This is a genomic window from Nitrospira moscoviensis (assembly GCF_001273775.1).
Taxonomy (GTDB): Bacteria; Nitrospirota; Nitrospiria; order Nitrospirales; family Nitrospiraceae; genus Nitrospira_D; species Nitrospira_D moscoviensis.
In genome coordinates this window covers 2,588,430-2,608,779 of sequence record NZ_CP011801.1, presented here as the reverse complement: position 1 = coordinate 2,608,779, position 20,350 = coordinate 2,588,430, and the positions used below count along the sequence as shown (strand labels likewise).

Genomic DNA, 20,350 nt, shown 5'->3' with positions numbered 1-20,350 from the left:
GGAGCGTCCGCGCGGCATCGGCTCTCCGCGAATCCCGTTATACCGCCGCCATGATCACACGGTACAGCTCGTCGGGCGCGGAATCCTTGGACACGAACGCGACGGCGCCGGCCGCCAGCATCTCGCGCCGGACGTGCTCCTGATCGGTGACGGACAGCCCGATGACCACCGTGCGCGGGCGGCTGCGCTTGATCCGCCTGGTGGCGTCCGCCCCGTTCATCTTCGGCATGGTGAAGTCCATCACCACCACGTCGGGCTCATGGCGCTCGGTCATCGCGACGGCCTCCAATCCGTCCCCCGCTTCGCCGACGACCGTCACGTCCGTATAGGTGTCCAGCAGCGTCCCGATGCCCTGGCGGACAAGGGCATGGTCGTCGACCAGCAGGACGCGAACTTTCGCGTCTTGGAGCTTTGAGTCAGAAAGCGTTGAGCGTTGAGGTCCGGCGCTTAGAGTTCCGGAGTCGTTCCCAAGCGCAATGCCCAATGCTTTCCCACTCACTGCTTCCTTGCCGCCCAGCGGCAGCACCAGCGTCGCCGTCGTCCCTTCGCCCGGCGAGGAGGCGACTTCGAGTCGGCCGCCCATCGCTTCCATGCGCTCCCGCACCGCGAAGAGCCCCAGATGGCCGGGTTCCGACGCTCGTTGCAGCGCGCGGGGCCCCAGCCCCTTGCCCCGGTCCTCCACCGAAAGACGCACCTCCTCGCTCTCCCGCACGGTGAGCCGCACGGTCGCGCGATCCACGCCGGCGTGCTTGAGGACGTTCATCAGCAACTCCCGCGCCGACTGGAACAGCAGCACCGCCTGCTCTTCCGAGAGCGCGGTCGGCCGGTCGTCCGATTGGACCTCGACCCAGAGTCCGTCCTTCTGCATCCGCTCGGCGAGCCACGCCAGGGCGGCGGGTAATCCCGATTCCTGGACCGACGGCGGGCTCAGTTCGGCGATCATCGTGCGCGTGTACGTGAGCGCCTGCTCGAAGATCGTATCGAGCTCGGCCGCCATGGTCTCCGCCTTCGCCGGGAGCCCGGCCTCTTTCTTGAGCCGGCCCGTTTTGAGCCGGCCCACGACGAGCAGTTGCGCCAAATAGTCGTGGAGATCCTTGGCGAGCTTGCGCTGGGCCCGCTGTTCGGTGACCGTCAGTTCCGACGCGAGCGAGCGCAGCCGTCGCTGCGAGTCGATCAACTGGCGCGTTCGCTCCTGCACGCGGAGCTCCAGCTCGTCTTTCCACCGGTGCAATTCCTCCTGGGTCTGCTTGAGGTCGTCCACATTCATCCCGGTGCCGAACCAGCGGACGATCCCGCCCTGTTCATCTCGAATGGGACGGCCGCTGATCTTAAACCACTTGTACCGGCCGTCTCTGCGGCGCACTCGGTATTCGAGATCGTATCGGCCGCGACCCTCTACCGCGTCGCGCCAGGCCGCCATGGCCCGCTCGCGGTCGTCGGGATGCAGCATCTGCACCCAGCCCGATCCGAGCTGCTCGGCCGCCGGGACGCCGGTGAAGTCGACCCACTGCTGGCTTACGTAATCGCAGGAGCCGTCGGGCCGGTTGGTAAAGACCATGCCGGGAATCGATTCCAACGTCTGTCGGTGGAACGATTCGCTCTCCCCCAGGCGTTGCTCGGCCTCCCGTCTCGCGCTGATATCCATGCCCGAGGGAATCAGATGCGTGATGCGGCCCGCCGGGTCCCGCAGCGGGGCCAACTGAAAGTCGATCCACATCAGGCGGCCCTGCGCCATGCGGACCGGCACGTCGTATCGGACGATCCGCCCGCGCAGCGCCTGCTCCACAGCGTCCTTCAGCTGCGCCTGGATCTCGGGCGAATAATTCCACCAATAACAATCCCAAAACTTGCGTCCGAGCACCTCCGTCGCCGGAATACCGGCCGCGTCGAGCGGGGCGCGATTGGCTTCGATGAGGGTGCCGTCGGGCGTCATCACGCCGACGAAGGCGAACAGGTTGTCGAGCACCCGCCGCAGAAATTGCTCGCTCGCCCGCAGCGTCTCCTCGGTCTGCATGCGGGCGGTGATGTCGCGCAGGATGACGGTAGACAACCGGCCGGTGTCCGTGTGGACGGACGAGATCGACGCTTCGATCGGAAATTCTTCGCCGTCCGCCCGCAGTCCCCGCACGGAACCGAGCCGCCCCATCGCCCGGCTCGTGGTGCCGCCCGAGCCGAACTGCCGGACATGCCGCTCGTGGTCGCGCCGGAACCGTTCGGGAATGAACCGGTCGACGGGGGAGCCGACCGCCTCGGCCGCGGGGCAGCGAAACATGTTCTCGGCCGCCTTGTTGAAGAGCACGATCCGCTGGTCCTCGCCGATCGTGATGATGCCGTCCATGGCCGAGTCCACGATCGCCGCATAGCGCACATCGCTCTCGCGCAGCGCCTGCTCCATCCGCCGGTAGTCCGCGTCGCGCTCGGCCAACCGCAGCAGCGCCTTGACGGTCGCGATCAACTCGATCGGCTCGATCGGCTCGACGAGATACGCGTCGGCGCCGGAGTCCAGGCCCGCCGCGCGGTCCGTGGCCGCACTCTTCACGGCGGAGACCAGCAGCACCATGATGTGCGCCGTGGCGGGATCGCCTTTGACGGCCCGGCACACCGCGAGCCCGTCGGGGCCCGGGAGTCTCACGTCGAGCACGATGAGCGCAGGCCGGAGGGTGGGAATGAGCAGCAGCGCTTCTTCTCCCGTGCCGGCCTCGAAGACGCGACAGCCGGCGTCCGTCAAGAGCCGGCTCCGGACATAGCGCGCGGCGTCATGGTCGTCCACGTTCAAGACGGTGGGGCGATGAGGGTCGTTCGACATCGGTGGCTATCCTCTATCGGCAGCGACGTGCGCAACGGTGTTTCATATTCTCGTAGAAAACGACAGCTCCGCCGACCGGTTTGGGCCCGAGCGCAACATACAGATGTTAGGGCTGTTCCTAGCAAGGTAGGACCCCAAGATCCTACCGAAGCGACAACCGTTCGGTAAAGGGGACCAAAGGCAACATCGGTGCCGTTGAGGCGCCGGGCTTTGCGGGACAGTCGGTTCCGTCGGAGACACTTTGTCGGGCCGGACATGCCCGCTATGCCGGATTCCATGGAACAGTTTGTCCTCCGATCGGCGCGAGGCTCGGCATTCCCCGTATGGACCAGGGGTCGGGGCCGTGCGGATGGTCCGGAGGCGGCCTTGGCTGTCCCGAAGAGCACGGGCGTGGCGCATTGGTACGGCGGTTGCGAAGTTCCTTCTCATGCTTCACCGTGACGCATTACCCGCCCATCGGACCAATGCCTCGATCGCGCGATAGGCCCACACCGTCTGTCCGTCCCTCTCGTCTCGCGGCAGCGAGCGGTTCTCGTACGTCCGCAAGAGGGCCGCGTGAATCAGGCCCATCGCGGTTCTTCGGAAAGGAGGTTGTATGGGCATCTGGAAAGCGGTGCCGCCCGCGGTGCTGGCCGCGGCGATGCTGGTGCCGACCCCGGCGAGCCCCGCACAGTACTGGGATTACGAGGCGGATGACGGCCCGGGGTACGATTGGTACGAGGACCGCTACGACTATACGTACGATGCGGATCCCGGCGGCTACGAGCGTTATCCGGGCCGGCGGGCCGCGGCCGATCGGCAACTGAAGCAAGATGTCGAAAGCCAGTTGGCCTGGAGTCCGTTCGTCGATGCGGACCGGATTGACGTGTCGGTCAAGGACGGCACGGTGACGCTCCGAGGAACGGTGGAGGATCGGAGCGCCGTTGAGGATGCGATCGAAAACGCCTTCGACGCCGGCGCCGTCGAAGTCATCAGCAAGCTCAAGACGCAGGAAGACGAGTGACGGGTAAAGACCACGCTGCGACCGGCGCCGGTCGCACCGTATCATTCATGTAAGGAGGAATGTCCGATGAAGATGCACCTATTCCACGTGGCCGCGCCGTTGGTCGCCGTCGCGCTCTGCGCGGCGACGGCGGAGGCGCGCATGCAGCAATCCGAACGCCAATCCGGCGGCGACCGCCAGTCGCGCTTCGAGGAATCCTCGCAGACGGGACGGTCGTCGTCGCACTCCCGCTGGGCGCAGATCAGCGGGGAAATCGAGCGAATCAAGAAGGTCGATCTTCGCGGCGCGCGCCAGGAACATCTTGCCGCGGTGCTGGCCACCGAGCGGGGCCGCCGCATCATCGCCGATTTGGGGCCGTCCAAGGACTTGCGGGACCTGGAGCTGCGCAGCGGAGATTGGATCACCGCCCGCGGCCCGGTCGTCCGGGTGAACGATCGGCAGGTGCTGTTTGCCCAGCAGATTCAAGCCGACGGGCAGACGATCCGCATCAAACGGCAGGAATCGTCGCAGCAGTCCCAACCGGCTCGGCATGAATCGCAACAGGTCAGCGGCCAGGTGCAGGACGTCAAAGAGCTGAAGGTCAAGGGCATGGAGAAGAAGCACCAGGTGGTGCGGCTCAAGACCCAGGACGGCCGGCAGATCATCGCCGATCTGGGCGCCAAAAAGGAGCTGCGCGATCTCTCGATCAAGAGCGGGCAGCAACTGACGGTGCAAGGGCCGATGTTCCGCGTGAGCGGTAAGCCGTTCCTCATCGCCGAGCAGGTCAGCACCGACGGCCGGACGGCGCAGATCGACCGGCAGTTCATGTCCGCCATGCCGGGGAGCCAGGGGCAGCGCGCGCAACGGGGCGCGCAGTCGATCAGCGGCGAAGTGATCGTGAAAGGGGAGGTGCTCAAGGTGGACCGGGACGGATTCTATGTCGTGCGGGACCCGTCCGGGCGCGAGGTCCACTTCCTGGTGGCGGAGAACATGAACCGGGGCTTCACCGTGGGGGATCAGATCGAAGCGCAGGTCAAGCCGGACGGCTCGGTGACCTCCATTTCCAAATCCTCCGGCGGTCAGTCCTCCAGCCGGTCCACCCAGTCCTCCGGCTCATCGATGCAATCGAGCCAGAGATAGGGCACTCGTGAGAACCATCACGAACGAAGGCGAAAGGAGCTCTCAGATGCATCTGTTTCAACGCTTTACAGGGTTCGGTCCGCAGGCGGTCGCGCTCGTCCTCGCGCTCCTAGGCGCGCCGCTCTTCGTCACATCCGCGTCGGCCTATTCCGGCGGATTCTATGACGATGGGCTGTACGACGACGACTGGTACTTCGACTATTACGATTCGGGGTACGGCTACTATGAAGGGACCGGGTACTCCGGGAACCCTGAGTTGTCCCGGACCTACGATGACGACGACCAATACGACGCGACGCAATTGTATGACGACGCGGGCGATAGCGGGTTCTTCGACGTCTGACGCCGAAGGTCACCGGAAAGGAGGCACACCATGACACAGACGTGGAGTTGGGGCATGGGGCTGATCGCGGCGGCGGCGGTCCTGGCCGGCGCCGCCCAGACGGCCGATGCCCGGTCGAATCGCCAGTCCGCGATGCAGGAGGATCAGCAGAGCCGGCGGTCGTCGGATTGGCAAAAGATTTCCGGCACGGTCAAACGCGCCAAGACCGTGGGCCTGCAGGGCCGGGATCAGGAAAATCTGGTCGTGCAGCTTGAAACCGATCGGGGCCGCAAGAAGATCGTCGATCTCGGCAACGTCGAACATTTGGAAGATCTCGATATTCAAAAAGGCGACAGGATCACGGCCTGGGGACGCACGATCGACATCGGTGACAAGCAGGTCTTCATGGCGCACAAGCTGAAGGCCAACGACGAAACCGTCCACATCGAACGGCAGCTGATGTCGGAGGAAGACATGGGCGGCCGCCGGAGCCGGCAATTCCATTCTCAACGGAGCCGCGGTCAACCGGAAGAGTTTGAGCGTCAGGCGCAACGCCGGTCCGAGGAAGACTACTGACCGGCGCGCGGGCCGGGTTGAGCGGAAGGGACACGGCATCCGTGTCCCTTCCGTAAGGAAGCGCGCCCTGCCGTATGAAACCGGCCCACCGCGTGGCATGGCGGTGGAAAAGCAGTGTCACAAAATTCCGAGGGTGCCTGGGTCAAGGACAACAAGTGACCCGCACAGGGAAGGAGATCGTCAGATGAGAACCATCGTCATCATCCATGCGTGTCTTGCGGTAGGCGCGACCCTGCTGCCCGGCTGTGCCTACGACGACCCGCCGGCCCGCCAGCGGCCGGTGTACAGCTTCCAAAACGTCGAGGCAAGGCCGTCCGTCTCGGGAGAGGAGTATCGCGAGAGGGATCGTCCCAATCCCAACGCGCCCTATGCCTCAACCGACGCCTATCCCAACGACGACGGTTCCGGGGTGGGACGGCGGTGATCCGGACTCCTCCCCCCTAGGGGGCTCCCTAGTCCCCCTCCACTCCTCCTTCCTTATATAGTACCCGCCTTTCGCAGGCAGACCAGGGTGGTCTGTGTGCTCGACACGCAACTGCGAGGTTTGCCTGGTACCTGCTGTCCCAGGCCTGGCGTGCTCATCTGGAGCAATCGGACATCATGTCTCTGCAGGGGGATGCCGGGCGACAAGAGGATGGTCTCCTGCTCGCTGCCGAGAAGGAGGCCTTCGCGCGGCTGGCCCGTGGCGAAGGAATCGGCGCGGCGCTGGACGGGTTACTCACGGTCGTCGAAGATCTGGCCGGCCCCGAGCTGATCGCGTCCGTCTGGCTGGTCGACGACCGGCTCAGAACGATTCAGTTTTGCGCCGGCCCCCGCGTCCCCCAAGCCTATCGCGAGTCGGCCGACGGCTCCGCCCTCACACGAGACACCGGCTCCTGCGGCCGGGCCGTCGCCACCAAAGAACCGGTGTCGGTCCCCGACGTCACGCGGAGCGAGCTGTGGCAGAACTACGCCGACATGCTCGTCTCCCTGGGCATCCGCGCGTCCTGGTCCACCCCCATCCTCTCCTCGCTTGGATCGATTCTCGGGACGTTCGCCGCCTACTATTCGATCCCTGCCGAGCCCCGGCCCCATGACCGCCGGTTGGTCGAGCGGGTCACGCAGACCACGGCGCTTCTCATTGAGCGGCATCGCAGCGAACACGCGCTGCGCGAGAGCGAAGAGCGCTACCGGGGTCTGGTGGGCATCATGCCGGCGGCGATGTATGCCTGTAATCGGGACGGCCGCATCACGTTTTATAACGGGCAAGCCGCGCGGATTTGGGGGCGCGCGCCGAGGCTCGGGGACGACGAAGCGCGGTTCTGCGGCTCCTTCAAGCTGTTCTTGCCCGACGGATCGCCACTGCCGCATGAGCGGACGCCGATGGCCGACGCGCTACGCACCGGTGCCCGTTGTCGCAACCAGGAAGTCATCGTCGAACGGCCGGACGGGTCGCGCAGCCATGTGCTGGTCAGCATCAGGGCCACCCGGGACCAGGCGGGCGACGTCGCCGGCGCAGTGAACGTCTTTACGGACATCACCGAGCGCAAACAGGCGGAGGAAGCCCTGCGCGCGAGCGAAGGACGGCTGAAGCTGTTTATCGAGCATGCGCCGGCGGCCATCGCCATGCTGGACCGCTCTATGCGGTATCTAGCCGTGAGTCGCCGATTCATGACGGACTACCACATTGCCGAGAATCCGATCGGACGGTCTCATTATGAGCTGTTTCCGAACTTGCCGGAGCGGTGGAAGGAGGCTCATCGTCGCGGATTAGCCGGGGAGGTCTTGCAGGCGGACGCGGACCCGTTCGAGGGTTTGAACGGAAGCATGCAATACGTCAAGTGGGAAGTCCGCCCATGGCGCCTTTCCGACGGGGAGATCGGCGGCATTCTCCTCGCGGCGGAGGAAGTCACCGCACGGGTGAAAGCGGAGAGTGCCCTACGGGAGAGCGAAAGCCGGTTCCGAGCTTTATCCGACAGTGCACCGGTGCTGGTGTGGATGAATGGCAAGGAGGGCGCGGAATTCGTCAACCGCGCCTATCTAGAGTTCGTAGGGGTGTCGCAACAAGTCGATGTGGCACGATTCGATTGGGCTCGTTTTGTCCATCCTGAAGATTGCGAAGACTATCTGCAAGCCTATCTCCAGGCGGTCGAGAAACGCGAGCTCTTCGACCGGGAGTTCCGTTTTCTTCGCCATGATGGGCAGTATCGCCGCATGCGCTCGGTCGGCAAACCGCGCTTTTCTTCAAGCGGCGAGCTGCTCGGCTACGTCGGAGCAAGTTTCGACATCACCGACATCCAAGAAGCGAAGAATCGGTTGCAGCGCTGGAACGTCGAGCTGGAGCAGGCGGTCAAGGAGAAGACCGCCGAATTGGTGCAATCGCAGGAGCGGCTGCGCGCCCTCGCGACGGAATTGAACCTCGCGGAGCAGCGGGAGCGGCAGCGCCTCGCCGTCGAATTGCACGATCACCTGCAACAGATGCTGGTGCTGGGCAAGCTCAAGATCGGGACGGGGAAGCGCCTGGCGTTTCCGCTGCCGGCCGTGGTCGACGCGATGCAGCAGGTGGACGACGTATTGACCGAGGCGCTCCAGTACACCCGCACGCTGGTGGCGGAGCTGAGCCCGCCCGTCTTGCGCGACCATGGCTTGGCGGCGGGATTGAAATGGCTGGCCGAATCGATGAGGAAGCACGATCTCACCGTGACGGTCCGCGTCCCGGAACAGCGCGAGCTGAAGCTGCCGGAAGACCAGACCATGCTGTTGTTCCAATCGGTCCGCGAATTGTTGATCAACAGTTGGAAGCATGCCGGCACAGGGCAGGCGACCATCACGATGGAGCAGTGGAATGGGCGGTTGCAGATTGAAGTGCGCGATGAAGGACCGGGCTTCGATCTTGCTGCTGCTGCTGCTGCTGCTGCTGCTGCTGGGACGCCTAGCGGAGGGCTCTCATCAAAGTTCGGCCTCTTCAGCATCCGCGAACGCATGAAGGCATTGGGCGGATCGTTAGAGATTGACTCGACGCCGGGGAAGGGAACGACGGCGACGCTCGCGCTGCCGCTCGGCGGCAAGGAAGCATTGAGTGGGAAAGCATTGGGCATTGCGCTTGGGAACGACTCCGGAACTCTAAGCGCTGGACCTCAACGCTCAACGCTTTCTGACTCAAAGCTCCAAGACGCGAAAGTTCGCGTGCTGCTGGTCGACGACCACGTCATGGTCCGCCAAGGACTGCGGGCGGTGCTGGACGGCTATCACGATATCGAGCTGGTGGGCGAGGCGGCCGACGGTCAGGAGGCGGTGCGCTTGGCGAGGCAGTTGTGTCCGACGGTGGTGGTGATGGACATCAACATGCCGAAGATGAACGGCATCGACGCCACGATCCGCATCAAGGCGGACCGGCCCGACACGGTCGTCATCGGCTTGTCGGTGAACGCCGGCGGCGAGAATCAAGAAGCGATGAGCCGGGCCGGCGCCGCGCTGCTGCTCACGAAAGAAGCGGCGGTCGAGCAGCTGCACGGGGCGATTCAAAAGGCGGTGAGAGCACCCTTTCATTGACTAGGTCCGCATAGCCGGGGGCCATGTAGCTCCTACAGCGTCCCCACCCCCATGGTCCAATACCTAGGGGTGTCCCCAGTAGCTGATTGCGAGGTTCTTCTCTAAGGTGCGGCCCGCTGCCTTGTCTCTTGGTGTACGACTCCAATGTTGCGACGCCGGGCCGGGGCACCGATGCCCAATCGAGGAGGACCCATGACGTGTGCGCGCTGTGGAGGGTTCGAAGTGTTCGAACACATGTACGGATCGCTGCTCTATACCGGGTTCCGCTGCATCAACTGCGGCGCCATTCGGAACATTCAAGTCGTCGCGTCCCCGCCGTCGCGGCCCCGGGAGGTGAAGCCGCAGCCGCACGCCAAATGCCGAGCATGACGCGCCCCGCCGCCGCGCATGCGGGCTATTCCGAGTCTCTCTCCGGGACGAACTGTAGTACAAATGGACCGGAGCCGATTTACCGGGGAGGGAGCAGGGCATGATACGAGTCTTACTGGTCGACGATCATGCGATGGTCCGGCAGGGCCTGCGGAGTCTCCTGGAACTGTATCCGGATTTCGAGGTGGCAGGCGAAGCGTCGAACGGAGAAGAGGCCCTCGAACTGGTGCGCGAGCTGTCTCCCGCCGTGGTCGTGATGGATATCAATATGCCGAAACTCAACGGGATCGAAGCGACGGCGCGCATCAAGAAGATGTATCCGCACATCGTCGTGGTCGGCCTCTCGGTGAATGCCTCGGATCAGAATCGCCAGGCGATGACGGCGGCCGGCGCCACCACCTTGATCACGAAGGAAGCCGCGGTGGAACAGCTCTATGAAGAGATCAAGGAGTCGGTCAACAACCGGTCCAGGGCCGTCCATTGACGGCGCGCCCCGCTAGTTGTCTTCGGTATCCGCCGCCGCTCCCTCGCGGGCCCGCTGTTTGGCCCGGAGAGACAGAAGATAGCGCTCCCAAGCCAAGCCGGCTTCTTCGGCGGTCAGCCCATGGCGCGTCATCAGACGGGCGATCACTTCCTCGCGCAAGCCGGCACGTCTTTCCATGCCCCGTGGTGTACCACAACTCGGGTTCCCGCGAGGTGAAGCCATGTAAGGGGCCGGTAAAAAGTCGGTAACGGAGGGGCCGGGAGTGGGCCGGCGGGGGACACCCCGCCGGCCGACGCTTACGGGCTTTCGGGGAACAAGGGAACGGAAAGGGCCGTCTGTTCGCGGCACATGCGCGTGTGGGCCTGCGTGCGCACGTCTTCTTTGGTTTTGAGGTTGGGATTGTAGACCTTGGAGAGGACGGTAAAAGGCCCCTCGCGGATCGACACCGTCTGACTGTCGCCCCGTTCGATCGTGCCGCTCCAGCCGGTTTTCCCGTCCCAGACGATGGTGAGCTCCGCGCGATCCGTCTCCGCTTTGAACCGGCACGATACCTCGTCGGCGAACGCGGCGCCGGCCGTTCCGGCCGCGAGAAAGACGGCGATCGTCACGGCGTGGGATTGAACTCGCATGGCAGCGTCCTTTCTCTTTCAGGCTGTTCAGAAAGGCGGCGGCAGTTCTCGCCCGCCCCGGCGCGCCGAGACGCGCCGTTCCGCAGGCAAGGCCGCAGACAGTGCGCGCTACGCTAAGGATTCGCGCAAGTCGAGAACACCGCTGGCGGCCTTTATCAACAGCCTGCTATCCCTGTTGGTCTTGTTCCATCAGAGCATTCAGTGCATCCTCAGTCGTCATTTCCTCCGGGAAGCGCGTCATGCCTCGCCGATGGGACGCCCGGTCCCGGCCGGCCCGCTGACCGGCGTCCTGCTCTTCAAACGAGAAATCCTCGCTGTAATACCGATCGAAACGCCCTTCGTCGGACTGCCGGCTGCGCGCGCTGCGCGAGTCCCGCTGTGCCTGCCGATCACGATCCACATCCAGCCGCTCGGTCAAGCCGTAGGTATGCTCTTCCGTATACCCGCTCCACCGCTCCTGCCCGCCCCCATATTGGTTGGACCGATCCGAGCGGCTGAACAACGGATCGTCGCCCCGTTCGTACCGCGGGTCTTTTCCGCGCTCACGCGGAGGCGACAGGGCGAGCTGCGCGGCGCCGGCTTCCTTGAGTCCTTGATTCGCTTTCTCGATGATGAGGCGCTTGATGGGGCGGACGTCGGCGTCGGTGTACCAGCCTTCGTCCTTGCCGTCCTCCAGGACAGCGAGCGCCCGATGGATGAAACTCTTGGCCAGCTTCGGCCGGTCGTTGTCCAGCGCTTCCGCCGCATTGTTCAAGAAGTGGATGATCCGGCATTGGTCGCAGCCGAACGGCTGGTTCATGAACACGTTTTTGAACCGGTTCTTCCTGAAGGCTTGCGCCACGTCTTTCACCCAGTCCGCCGAGATGCGCTCGTCGGCCGCCGGCGCCAGCCAAGGGGCCGCTTCGGCGGGCGCCGGAGACAGCACGAGCAACAGTGCCGAGAACAGGCCCGAGACACCGACGAACGATGACGTCAGTAACTTCATGACGAACCTCCTCGAGTGGTTGGATACTGTTGCACGCTGCAAAGCAGGTGCCGCCATAGAATCGTTCCGTTTTCCGTGTAGGCGCGCCGAGGTCAGTGTCGCCCCGGTCGCGAGCAGGCTGCGCGGCGGCGGACAAAGCGTCCCGGCGCAAGACGAGATGGAGCGGGCATGGATATGGCACCAACCATTCGGGCCGAGACATGATTCTGCTGTTCAAATTCGCGATCGCCTTCGCCGTGGCGTCGGCGGTGGGGGCGGTGATGAGGTGGGGCATGCGTCCGACGGGACCCTGGGCGAAATTCTGGACGGTGTTTCTGCTCCTGTTCCTGTCCGCCTGGGCCGCGGGGATCTGGTTGACGCCGCTGGAGCCGATGGATTGGGGCCTCTCGATTCCCGTCTTTGCCGCGCTCGGCTTCGGCGTGGCGGCCGTGCTGCTGCTGGTGGGCTATCCGCTGCACGTGCCCAAGCGACCGGACTGGCAACCGCCCGACGCGCCCGCAATGGACCGGGTCTTCCAATTGCCGTTCTGGGTGCTGATCGCCGCCCTCGTCTTCACGATCGCGCTCCGCTACGCCGCCTGAATACAAGAAGTCGCTGGTCACTGGTCATTGGTCAATAGTGACGAGGCCATGGAAAAGCTGCCCGCTTCATGGCACACATTGTTCTTTCTACCTCGGATCACTTCCTTCTCCCTGTGATCTAAGCGGAGCCGCACCAGAAGATGCCCCTGGCCGCGCCGCACTCACCGGCTGAAGGAGGCCTTGAAAGAAGCGGGCGCGAGGGGCAAGATCGTATCCGGCTCCGGCCCGGTCCTCAGCAGATCGGGAGGAAGGGAAACGGGATGGATCCAGGCTTCCACGGCGAGACGCTTCAGGACCTGATCCGTTCTCTGGTCGCCTATGAGCAGCGGCCGGCGGTCGTGGCCTTCGATCGCAAGGGGAGCCGCACCTGGTCCTTCCGGGATCTCCTCGATGCAGCGACACGTCTGGCGGCCGGCTTGGCGGCGGAGGGAGTCGCCCGCGGAGATCACGCGATCCTTTGCGCGCCCGCCAGCCCCGAATGGATCGTCGCCTGTTTCGCGTTGATCGAAGCGGGGGCGGTGCCGGTTCCCGTCGATACCCAGGCCGGCGAGGAGGAACTGCGCCACATCCTCCGCGACAGCGACGCCTGCCGGATCTTCACCGTGACGTCGCTGGCGGAACGGCTGACGAAAGCCGTCACGCGTCCGGCGTGCGGTCTGATCCTCCTGGACGCCGACGAAGGGGAGGAGCGCAGTATCCGGCGGTATCCGATCGCCGCCGGCGGGAGGTTCCCGGCGGTCGATCGTGACGATCCGGCCGTCCTCTTCTATACCTCCGGGACGACGGGCCTGCCGAAGGGGGTGCCGCTCACGCACGGGAACATCACGTCGAATCTCCGGGCGCTGCTGAACGAGCACCTGCTCTCGGCGGACGATCGCCTGCTGCTGCCGCTGCCGTTGCACCATGTGTATCCCTTCGCGGTCGGGCTGTTGACGCCGCTGGCGAGCGGCGTGCCGGTGGTGCTGCCGCACTCGCTGGTCGGTCCGCAAATCCTCAGGTCGCTCACCGAAGGGCAGGTCACCGTCGTGGTGGCGGTGCCGCGGTTTTACACCGCGTTGGTGACCGCCATCGAGACCCGCATGCAGCGGTCCGGTCGCCTGGTGAACGGGCTGTTCCGTTTGGCGCGCGCGCTGTCGACCGCGCTGCGCCGCCGGTTCGGGTGGCGTGTCGGCCGCCGGTTGTTCGCCCCGCTGCACCGCCGGTTCGCCCCGCGGCTCCGGATGGTCGCGTCCGGCGGCGCGGCCCTCGATCCGGACGTGGCCTGGAAGCTCGAAGGTCTCGGCTGGCAAGTCGCGAGCGGCTACGGATTGACCGAGACGTCGCCGATCCTCACGTTCAATCTTCCGGGCGCCAGACAGTTCGCGAGCGCCGGCGTGCCGCTGCCGAACATCGACCTCCGGATCGCCAAGTCCGATCCGGCGTCGCCCCACGGCGAGGTGCAGGCGAAAGGGCCGAGCGTCTTTGCCGGCTATCGGCATCTGCCCGACCAAACCCGCGACGCCTTTACCGAGGACGGATATTTCAAGACCGGCGATCTGGGCTCGCTCAAAGACGGCGCCCTCTATTTGAGCGGCCGGGTGTCCTCGATGATCGTGCTGCCGGGCGGCGAAAACATCAACCCCGAATCGGTGGAAGCGGTGCTCGAGCACAGCGAGTCGATCCGCGAGGCCGGCGTGCTGGAGGAGCATCACCGCCTGGTCGCGCTCGTCGTCCCCGAGGCAAGCGCCACGCGCGGCGGGGAATGGGAATTGGAGCCGCTCATCCGCCGGGAGGTACAACGCCTGTCCGCCACGCTGCCGTCGCACCGCCGTCTCGGCGACTACGCGATCACGTTGGAGCCGCTGCCCCGCACGCGGTTGGGCAAGATTCGCCGCCACAAGCTGCGGGAGCTCTACACGCAGGTCAAGCGGCAGGGCGGCGTGGTGCGGCAGAAGGGCCCCATGCCGGTCGAACAGATGGCGCCGGAAGACCGGCAGGTGCTGGAGCAACCGGAGGGGCAACGGGTGTGGGACTGGCTGCCGCGAAGATTCCCGGACGCCCGGCTCACGCCCGATACGCATCTGCATCTGGATCTGGGGGTGGATTCGCTGGAATGGCTGAGCCTGACGCTGGAGCTGCGCGAGCAGACCGGCCTTGATCTCTCCGACGAGGCAATCGGCCGAATCGAAACGGTGCGCGATCTGCTGCGCGAAGCGGTCGAAGCGCGGGAAGCGGCGGGAGCCGGGGAGGATCTGTTGGACCGGCTCCGGCGGCCGCTGGAGTTGCTGGACGAACGGCAGCGGCGCTGGCTCGCGCCGCCAGGGGCGATGCAGCGAACGTTCGGCGCGGCGCTGCTCAGCCTGGCGCGGCTGGTGATGACGCGGGCCTTCGGACTCACCATGCAAGGAGTGCAGCACGTGCCGCGCACCGGGCCGTGTGTCCTCGTGCCCAACCATACGAGCGTGCTCGATCCGTTGGCGCTCATCGCCGCGTTGCCGAGGCCGGTGCTCGACCACACCTACTGGAGCGGCTGGACGGGCATCATGTTCCGCAATGCCGTGATGCGCTTCGTGAGCCGGGCGACGCGCGTCGTGCCGATCGAGCAGGGGCGCAGCGCGTTGACGAGCCTGGCGTTCGGCGCGGCGATTTTGGATGGAGGCCATCCGCTCGTGTGGTTCGCGGAGGGCGGGCGTTCGCCGGACGGCCGGTTGAAACCCTTTCAGCCCGGTGTCGGCCTGTTGCTCCAAGCCCGTCCCATGCCGGCCGTGCCGGTGTGGATCGAAGGCGGCTACGAGGCGCTGCCGCCGGGATCCCGCCGGCCGCGCTTCCGTCCGCTGCGCCTCCGATTCGGACCGCCGGTCGCTCCGCCCGCGTTGGAGCGGCAGGGGACAGGACGTCGGCCGCACGACCGCATCACCGATGCCCTCCATGCGCATGTCGCCGCGCTGGCAAGCCGATCAGGCTCGATCGACGCGCCTGACTGAGGTTCCAAATATCACCTGGATTACAGTCGGAGGCCGTCTTTGAGACGGGGTCTCTTCGGATCTTTTCAGCGACTATCGAGGAGCTGTATCAGCCGATCCGCCGCGATACCTGCAGTTCATTTTATATGGGCGGTGTCAGGGACCGACAATGACGTTCAATGGCGGCGACATATTGGGGATACAGGTGTAGGAGTTTGGTGACGGCATCCAGCACGATGGCGTCAACCAGATCGTCATATTCGTGGACGAGGCGGTTTCGCAGGCCGGCTGACGGCGCGAGCGACACCGCCAACTCGGGAGAGAGAATGCCCTGTTCGGCCAGGAGCAAGAACCCACGAAAGTAGTCGTCCGGCGGAGCGTACCCGCCGCGTACCAGCAGGTGCGTGTTGATGTCGATGGCGGCCTCGATCGTCTCCTGCAGGAGACGCTCCGTCCCCTTCCGAAGAAACAGGTCTTCCCGGTATCGCGCCGGAGCGATGTGTCGGACCGATTCCAGCGATTGTAGATTGTTGACGATGAGCGAGAGCTTGCGGCGGACGACGGCCGGATCGGCGGGCGTCACGCCAGCCCTCGAGCGGCGAGGAAGTCTGCGATGACCGCTTGTTGGGCGGCCCGAAGTTTGGCCGTATCGACATAGCGTCGCAGCGCCAGCGAGTAATACGTGGCGTAGTCGCCGGGATGCGCTTCGTAGAGGAGGCGCCCTGCGCGCAACGCCTGGATAGCAAGCACCGGCGAGGCGCGGCGGAGGTCGACCACGTCGATGCGGGCGGTGCCCAAATAGCCGGCGATCTCCTGCGTCATCGCCGTCACGTCGAACGGCGCGCTCGCCAGAATACCGAGGTCGATGTCGCTGTCGCGGCCTGCGACGCCGGCGGCCACCGAGCCGAACAGGATGATCAGCCGAATATCCGTCCGGCCCATGAAAGGGCTCAAGGCGTGACGGATCTGGTCGACGCTGATGTCCGAGGGTTGCACGAGCCGAGACTATCAATCGTCGGCGATGCGGTCAAGCGGCCGCCGCACACGTCCTCAATGCTCCGCGGCTGACGTTCGATCCCGTTAAGTGGGAAGGAACCGCATGACCCGCTCCACGAACAGGCACCGGCGCGTTCCCTCTGATCGCACCGCCCAGGCCGCCGAATCTCAAGAGCACCGCCCGCAGACGTCGCGGCTCGGTCTCGTCTCCTGGGCCTCCTACGACTGGGGGGACAGCGCCTACTGGACGGTCGTCCAAACCTTCGTCTTTGCGCCCTATTTTACGCAGCAGGTGGCGGCCGAAGAAGGAGAAGGGAGAGCGCCAACAAGAACGAGGATGCCGACAGAGTAGGAAATAGACGGCGCATGCAGGCTTCCTTTCCGGTCTCTTCACTGTACGACAACTGACCCGCGCTATTCTTCGGACAAGTTGTCCCTGCCGGTCATTCTCCGCGGCATGGTCGTTGCTCCGCCAAGCTTGTTAAAAGGAGGCTGAAAGTCGCCATGCCTTCCTCCTCGCTTTCTCGCCGCCCCGCTCCCCGTTGGCCGCCTGAGCGGGGCGATCCCGAAGCGGCCTCGCCGGTCGCCGCCGTTCCTCCCGCCGGCGCGCGCCCACGCCGCCGCCTCGGCGCGGCGCTGCGGTGGTTGTTCGGACTGACTCTCTTGGTCGCCGCCGCGCTCGCGCTGCTGCTCCCGCTCGTTTCGGATATCGTGCTCAAGCCGGTGCTCCTCGATCAACTCGAACAGTGGCTGGACCGCGACGTCGAGGCCGAGCGCCTGCGGCTCTCGCTGTTTCCGCTGGTCCGTCTTGAATTCACCGGGGTGGCCGTCCGCGACCCCGGCTCGTCTGAGCCCGTCTTCCGCGCCGGCCGCGTGGAGCTGGCGCTGCCTCTCTGGCCGCTCTTGCGCCGGCGGCATGTCGACGCCGAGCGTGTGGTCATCGAAAGTCCGTGGCTGCTCGTGCAGCGGGACCGCGCCGGCCGATGGCGCGTGCCGTTCGCCGGCGCGATGGACCGGACGCCGCCGAAGCCGCCATCCGACGAATCGCGGGTCCTGCCGGTGAACGAGATACGGCTGATGCAGGGAACCGTCACGGTGGTGGACGAATCACGGAGCGACGGGTCAACACCGTTCACGATCAGCGACCTCCAGGCGTCGCTCTCGTTCGACTCGGTCGATGAGACGGCTGCGATCCGGGTGTCGGCGGTGCTGCCTGCCGGCGGGCCGCTCTCGACGTTCACCCTGCTGGGCCGGCTCGCGCCGGTCGAGCCGGACGGTCTCGCCGAAGGACTTCCGTCCTTCCGGTTCGACGGGGCGGGGCAGGCCGCCGCGGTCGATCTCCGGCGGATCGCGACGTGGTTCCTCCCGCCGTCCCAAGCGGAGGCGCTCACAGGCACCGCGCACGTCGCGGCGCAGTGGACCGTGGCGCCGGGACCGGCCGGCTACGACGCGCGGCTTCACCGGTTCGAGGTGGAGGCCGGCGCCGTGGCGCTGGGCGGGTCCGGCCGTGCGACTGGACTCGGCAGCGAGGAACCGGGCTACGAGCTGGCGGTGGCGTCGTCTCCCGTGACGATCGAGCAGCTGCTCGCGGTGATCCCGATGGAGTGGCTGCCGCCGCGCTGGCAGGAGCTCGTGGCGGCCGGTGAGCCGGGCGGGACGGTGGAATTGCTCGGCGCGACGATCCGCGCTCCGGCGAACGACGGGGCGGTGGTCGCAGGGACCGGCGAGCTGGCGCTATTGGAGGGCCGCTTTCTGATGGGCCCGCAACGGATCCCTGTCCAGGACCTGTCGGCGCGCATCGTGCTGGACACGGACCGCGTCTCGGTGGAGGGCCTCACTGGTTCGTATGGACCGGTCCAGGTGATGAACGGCGCGCTGGTCCTCTCCGATTTACGGCGCGCGCCGCGCCTGGACTTCACCGCGACGGGTGAAGCCGCCGCGATGGATCTGGCGGCGCTGCTCCCGGCCGTCGTGCCGTCGCCGACCGTCGGCCGGGTCCTGAGCGCCGTGGAGGAGATCGACGGCGATCTGGATTTCGTCCTGCGCCTGGCCGGCCCGCTCTCCGGCGGCGGCGTGCAGCTCGTCGAGGCCGACGTGACGGCGCGGGACGTCGGCTTTCGGGCCGGCGGCCTGCCGCTGCCGGTGCGGCATCTGAACGGGCGAGTCGTGATCATGCCGGACCATATGGAGGTGCAGCGGCTGCACGGGCGACTCGGAACCATGCCGGTGGAGATGGCGGGACGGATTGCGCTGGGCGACGTGCCGCGCTGGCACGACGTCGTTGTCAGGGCCGAGGCGGAGATGCAGGAGCTGGTGGATCGATTCCTGCCGGGCGGCCGCGCCGCGCCGCTGGCCGACGGGCCCGCGCGCCTTATGGCGCGGCTCTCCGGGCCGGTGGCGGCGCCGCAGATCGTCGGCCGGCTGGATCTCGACGAAGCGGCGATCGCGATCGACGGGGTGGTGCACAAACCGCAGGGCGCGCCGGCTTCGGTGGAGGTCGCCGCCGACCTGTCGCGCGAACGGCGTCTGGCCGTGAAGAAGTTCGACCTCGTGCTGCCGCCCGCCCGGCTGTCGGCGCGCGGCTCGATCCATCTCGCCGGCGCGCCGACGTTTGCGCTGTCGATCCGATCGCACCCCCTCGCAGTCGGCCGGTTGCCGGCCTGGATCTCACTGGGCCCGCTGACGGACGGCCGGCTGTCCGCAGCGGTGGATATCAAAGGACGGGGAACCGATTGGACCACGTGGCGCATGAACGGCGGGCTTCGTTTGGACGGCGGCGTCGCGATCGTCGACCGATTGGCGGCGCCGGTGCGGGCCCTGACGGTCGGATTGACGTTCGACCAGGACCGGATCCGCATCGACCACGCCGGCGGGACCCTCGGCGCCAGCGATCTCCGTCTGTCGGGCCTCGTCCGGTCATGGAAGCGCACCCCGCTCATCACCGTGGACGTGACGTCGTCCGGGCTCGACGTGAGCGGGCTGATGGCCCAGGACAAGCACGACAGGCAGACATCCGAAAGCGGCCGGCTGCCGTCGTGGATCGACGACCTCGACCTCACGGCGTCTCTCGCCATCGTCCGCGTCTCCTATGAAAGCTTGCGCCTGATCGATGTGGCCTGCCGCCTCCGTATCGAACACGGGATCGTGCGGATCGAACGCTTCAAGGCGGGGACGGATCCGGGACGGATCGGTGGATGGTTGGCCGTCGAGCCGCAAGAACGCCGGACCGCGGCGGCGGAGGGATCGTTGCGGCTCAGCGGCGTTCCGATCAGATCGATCCTCGGCCTGACGGGCGAAGGGCGCGACGGTGTGACCGGACGGCTGTCGCTGCGTGGACAGGCGCACGCGACGCTGCGGGACCTTGCGCCGGCGCCTGAAACCGTGAAGAGCCAGGGCGACATTCCATTCTCCATCGAGGATGGACGCATCAAGGGCCTGCCGCTGGTGGCGGGTCTGCTCAAGATCGTGAACCTGCCGGCGCTCGTGCAAGGCCGGGTGAATCTGGAACGGGAGGGGCTGCCGTTCGATCGAATCACGGGAGTCCTGTCGGTGGAGCGGGGCATCGTCACCGTGAAGCAGCTCTATCTCGACGGTCCCGCACTCAAGATCAGCGCGTCCGGCGAGTACGATCTGGCGGCCGATCAGCTGGATCTGGCCATGGCCGCGAGCCCGCTTCAATCCTATTCCAACTTTCTCCGCAACCTGCCGCTGATCGGCCGCCTCTTTGCCGGCGAGCGCCGGGGATTCGGGACGACTCTGTTCGCGGTCAAGGGCTCGCTGGGAGAGCCGGAGATCCAGACCCTGCCCGCAGCGACGCTCGCCAGCGGCCTGATGGGATTCGGCAAGCTGGCCTACGACATTCTGCTCAACGCCGTGACGCTGCCGGCCGATCTGTTTACGCAGGCCGACGCTGCTGAAGAGGAAGAACCGGGTTCGGGCCGGAAGGCGTTAGGCGAGAGGTGAGCAGCGCGGGGTCGTTCGCATATGAGGCGTCGACCTTTGGGGTC

Annotated in this window: 18 protein-coding genes; 12 read left to right on the top strand and 6 right to left on the bottom strand. The window is 66.0% G+C overall.

Going from position 1 to position 20,350, the window contains the following annotated elements; translation table 11 throughout:
* Positions 1 to 37: 37 nt before the first annotated feature.
* A complete protein-coding gene (locus NITMOv2_RS12745; protein WP_053380236.1) occupies positions 38 to 2,806 on the bottom strand; it encodes a PAS domain S-box protein in 2,769 nt (922 codons plus the stop codon).
* Between the two features lie 595 nt (positions 2,807 to 3,401).
* Between NITMOv2_RS12745 and NITMOv2_RS12740 the strand changes: the two genes are divergently transcribed.
* The 8 genes from NITMOv2_RS12740 to NITMOv2_RS12710 all read left to right on the top strand — a co-directional run bounded on the left by NITMOv2_RS12740 (position 3,402) and on the right by NITMOv2_RS12710 (position 10,210).
* On the top strand, positions 3,402 to 3,809 hold the full coding sequence (locus NITMOv2_RS12740) for a BON domain-containing protein (RefSeq protein WP_053380235.1): 408 nt from the start codon (positions 3,402 to 3,404) through the stop codon (positions 3,807 to 3,809).
* A gap of 66 nt (positions 3,810 to 3,875) precedes the next feature.
* Positions 3,876 to 4,928 (top strand): hypothetical protein, encoded by a 1,053-nt coding sequence (locus tag NITMOv2_RS12735; RefSeq protein WP_053380234.1) that lies wholly within the window; start codon positions 3,876 to 3,878, stop codon positions 4,926 to 4,928.
* 46 nt (positions 4,929 to 4,974) lie between these two features.
* Complete coding sequence (locus NITMOv2_RS12730) at positions 4,975 to 5,271, top strand: hypothetical protein (protein WP_053380233.1); 297 nt, start codon at positions 4,975 to 4,977, stop codon at positions 5,269 to 5,271.
* Positions 5,272 to 5,301: 30 nt separating this feature from the next.
* Entirely contained in the window at positions 5,302 to 5,826 is a 525-nt protein-coding gene (locus NITMOv2_RS12725; RefSeq protein ID WP_145976313.1) for a MamS/MamX family magnetosome protein, read from the top strand.
* Between the two features lie 184 nt (positions 5,827 to 6,010).
* Positions 6,011 to 6,250, top strand: coding sequence for a hypothetical protein (locus NITMOv2_RS12720; protein ID WP_053380231.1), 240 nt, complete (start codon positions 6,011 to 6,013; stop codon positions 6,248 to 6,250).
* A gap of 176 nt (positions 6,251 to 6,426) precedes the next feature.
* Positions 6,427 to 9,357, top strand: coding sequence for a PAS domain S-box protein (locus tag NITMOv2_RS12715; RefSeq protein WP_053380230.1), 2,931 nt, complete (start codon positions 6,427 to 6,429; stop codon positions 9,355 to 9,357).
* Between the two features lie 192 nt (positions 9,358 to 9,549).
* The gene (locus NITMOv2_RS23960) at positions 9,550 to 9,726 is read left to right on the top strand and encodes a hypothetical protein (protein ID WP_187299198.1); all 177 of its coding nucleotides are present in this window, start codon (positions 9,550 to 9,552) and stop codon (positions 9,724 to 9,726) included.
* 100 nt (positions 9,727 to 9,826) lie between these two features.
* Positions 9,827 to 10,210, top strand: coding sequence for a response regulator (locus NITMOv2_RS12710; protein WP_053380229.1), 384 nt, complete (start codon positions 9,827 to 9,829; stop codon positions 10,208 to 10,210).
* A gap of 12 nt (positions 10,211 to 10,222) precedes the next feature.
* Here the strand turns inward: NITMOv2_RS12710 and NITMOv2_RS23955 are convergent, their stop codons facing one another.
* From NITMOv2_RS23955 to NITMOv2_RS12700, 3 genes are all read right to left on the bottom strand, one after another.
* Positions 10,223 to 10,387 carry a hypothetical protein gene (locus NITMOv2_RS23955; RefSeq protein ID WP_187299197.1) on the bottom strand — a complete coding sequence of 55 codons (165 nt, stop codon included), beginning with the start codon at positions 10,385 to 10,387 and terminating at the stop codon, positions 10,223 to 10,225.
* 119 nt (positions 10,388 to 10,506) lie between these two features.
* Complete coding sequence (locus NITMOv2_RS12705) at positions 10,507 to 10,839, bottom strand: hypothetical protein (protein WP_053380228.1); 333 nt, start codon at positions 10,837 to 10,839, stop codon at positions 10,507 to 10,509.
* 166 nt (positions 10,840 to 11,005) lie between these two features.
* The gene (locus tag NITMOv2_RS12700; protein ID WP_053380227.1) at positions 11,006 to 11,824 is read right to left on the bottom strand and encodes a hypothetical protein; all 819 of its coding nucleotides are present in this window, start codon (positions 11,822 to 11,824) and stop codon (positions 11,006 to 11,008) included.
* A 200-nt stretch (positions 11,825 to 12,024) separates the two neighbouring features.
* On the opposite strand from NITMOv2_RS12700, the gene NITMOv2_RS12695 reads away from it, so the two are divergent.
* Together NITMOv2_RS12695 and NITMOv2_RS12690 are read left to right on the top strand one after the other, a co-directional pair.
* Positions 12,025 to 12,405: a hypothetical protein gene (locus NITMOv2_RS12695; RefSeq protein WP_053380226.1), complete on the top strand. Its 381-nt coding sequence runs from the start codon at positions 12,025 to 12,027 to the stop codon at positions 12,403 to 12,405.
* Between the two features lie 260 nt (positions 12,406 to 12,665).
* A complete protein-coding gene (locus tag NITMOv2_RS12690; RefSeq protein WP_053380225.1) occupies positions 12,666 to 15,368 on the top strand; it encodes an AMP-binding protein in 2,703 nt (900 codons plus the stop codon).
* A gap of 121 nt (positions 15,369 to 15,489) precedes the next feature.
* Here NITMOv2_RS12690 and hepT read toward each other — a convergent pair whose 3' ends face one another.
* Both hepT and mntA read right to left on the bottom strand, forming a co-directional pair.
* Positions 15,490 to 15,930 (bottom strand): type VII toxin-antitoxin system HepT family RNase toxin, encoded by a 441-nt coding sequence (gene hepT / locus NITMOv2_RS12685; RefSeq protein ID WP_053380224.1) that lies wholly within the window; start codon positions 15,928 to 15,930, stop codon positions 15,490 to 15,492.
* On the bottom strand, positions 15,927 to 16,289 hold the full coding sequence (mntA, locus tag NITMOv2_RS12680; RefSeq protein WP_145976312.1) for a type VII toxin-antitoxin system MntA family adenylyltransferase antitoxin: 363 nt from the start codon (positions 16,287 to 16,289) through the stop codon (positions 15,927 to 15,929). Before mntA ends, hepT begins: the two co-directional genes overlap by 4 nt.
* Before the next feature lie 157 nt (positions 16,290 to 16,446).
* On the opposite strand from mntA, the gene NITMOv2_RS12675 reads away from it, so the two are divergent.
* Together NITMOv2_RS12675 and NITMOv2_RS12670 are read left to right on the top strand one after the other, a co-directional pair.
* Positions 16,447 to 16,695, top strand: coding sequence for a hypothetical protein (locus NITMOv2_RS12675; RefSeq protein WP_053380222.1), 249 nt, complete (start codon positions 16,447 to 16,449; stop codon positions 16,693 to 16,695).
* Between the two features lie 152 nt (positions 16,696 to 16,847).
* Positions 16,848 to 20,306 carry a DUF3971 domain-containing protein gene (locus NITMOv2_RS12670; protein WP_053380221.1) on the top strand — a complete coding sequence of 1,153 codons (3,459 nt, stop codon included), beginning with the start codon at positions 16,848 to 16,850 and terminating at the stop codon, positions 20,304 to 20,306.
* Positions 20,307 to 20,350 lie beyond the last annotated feature (44 nt).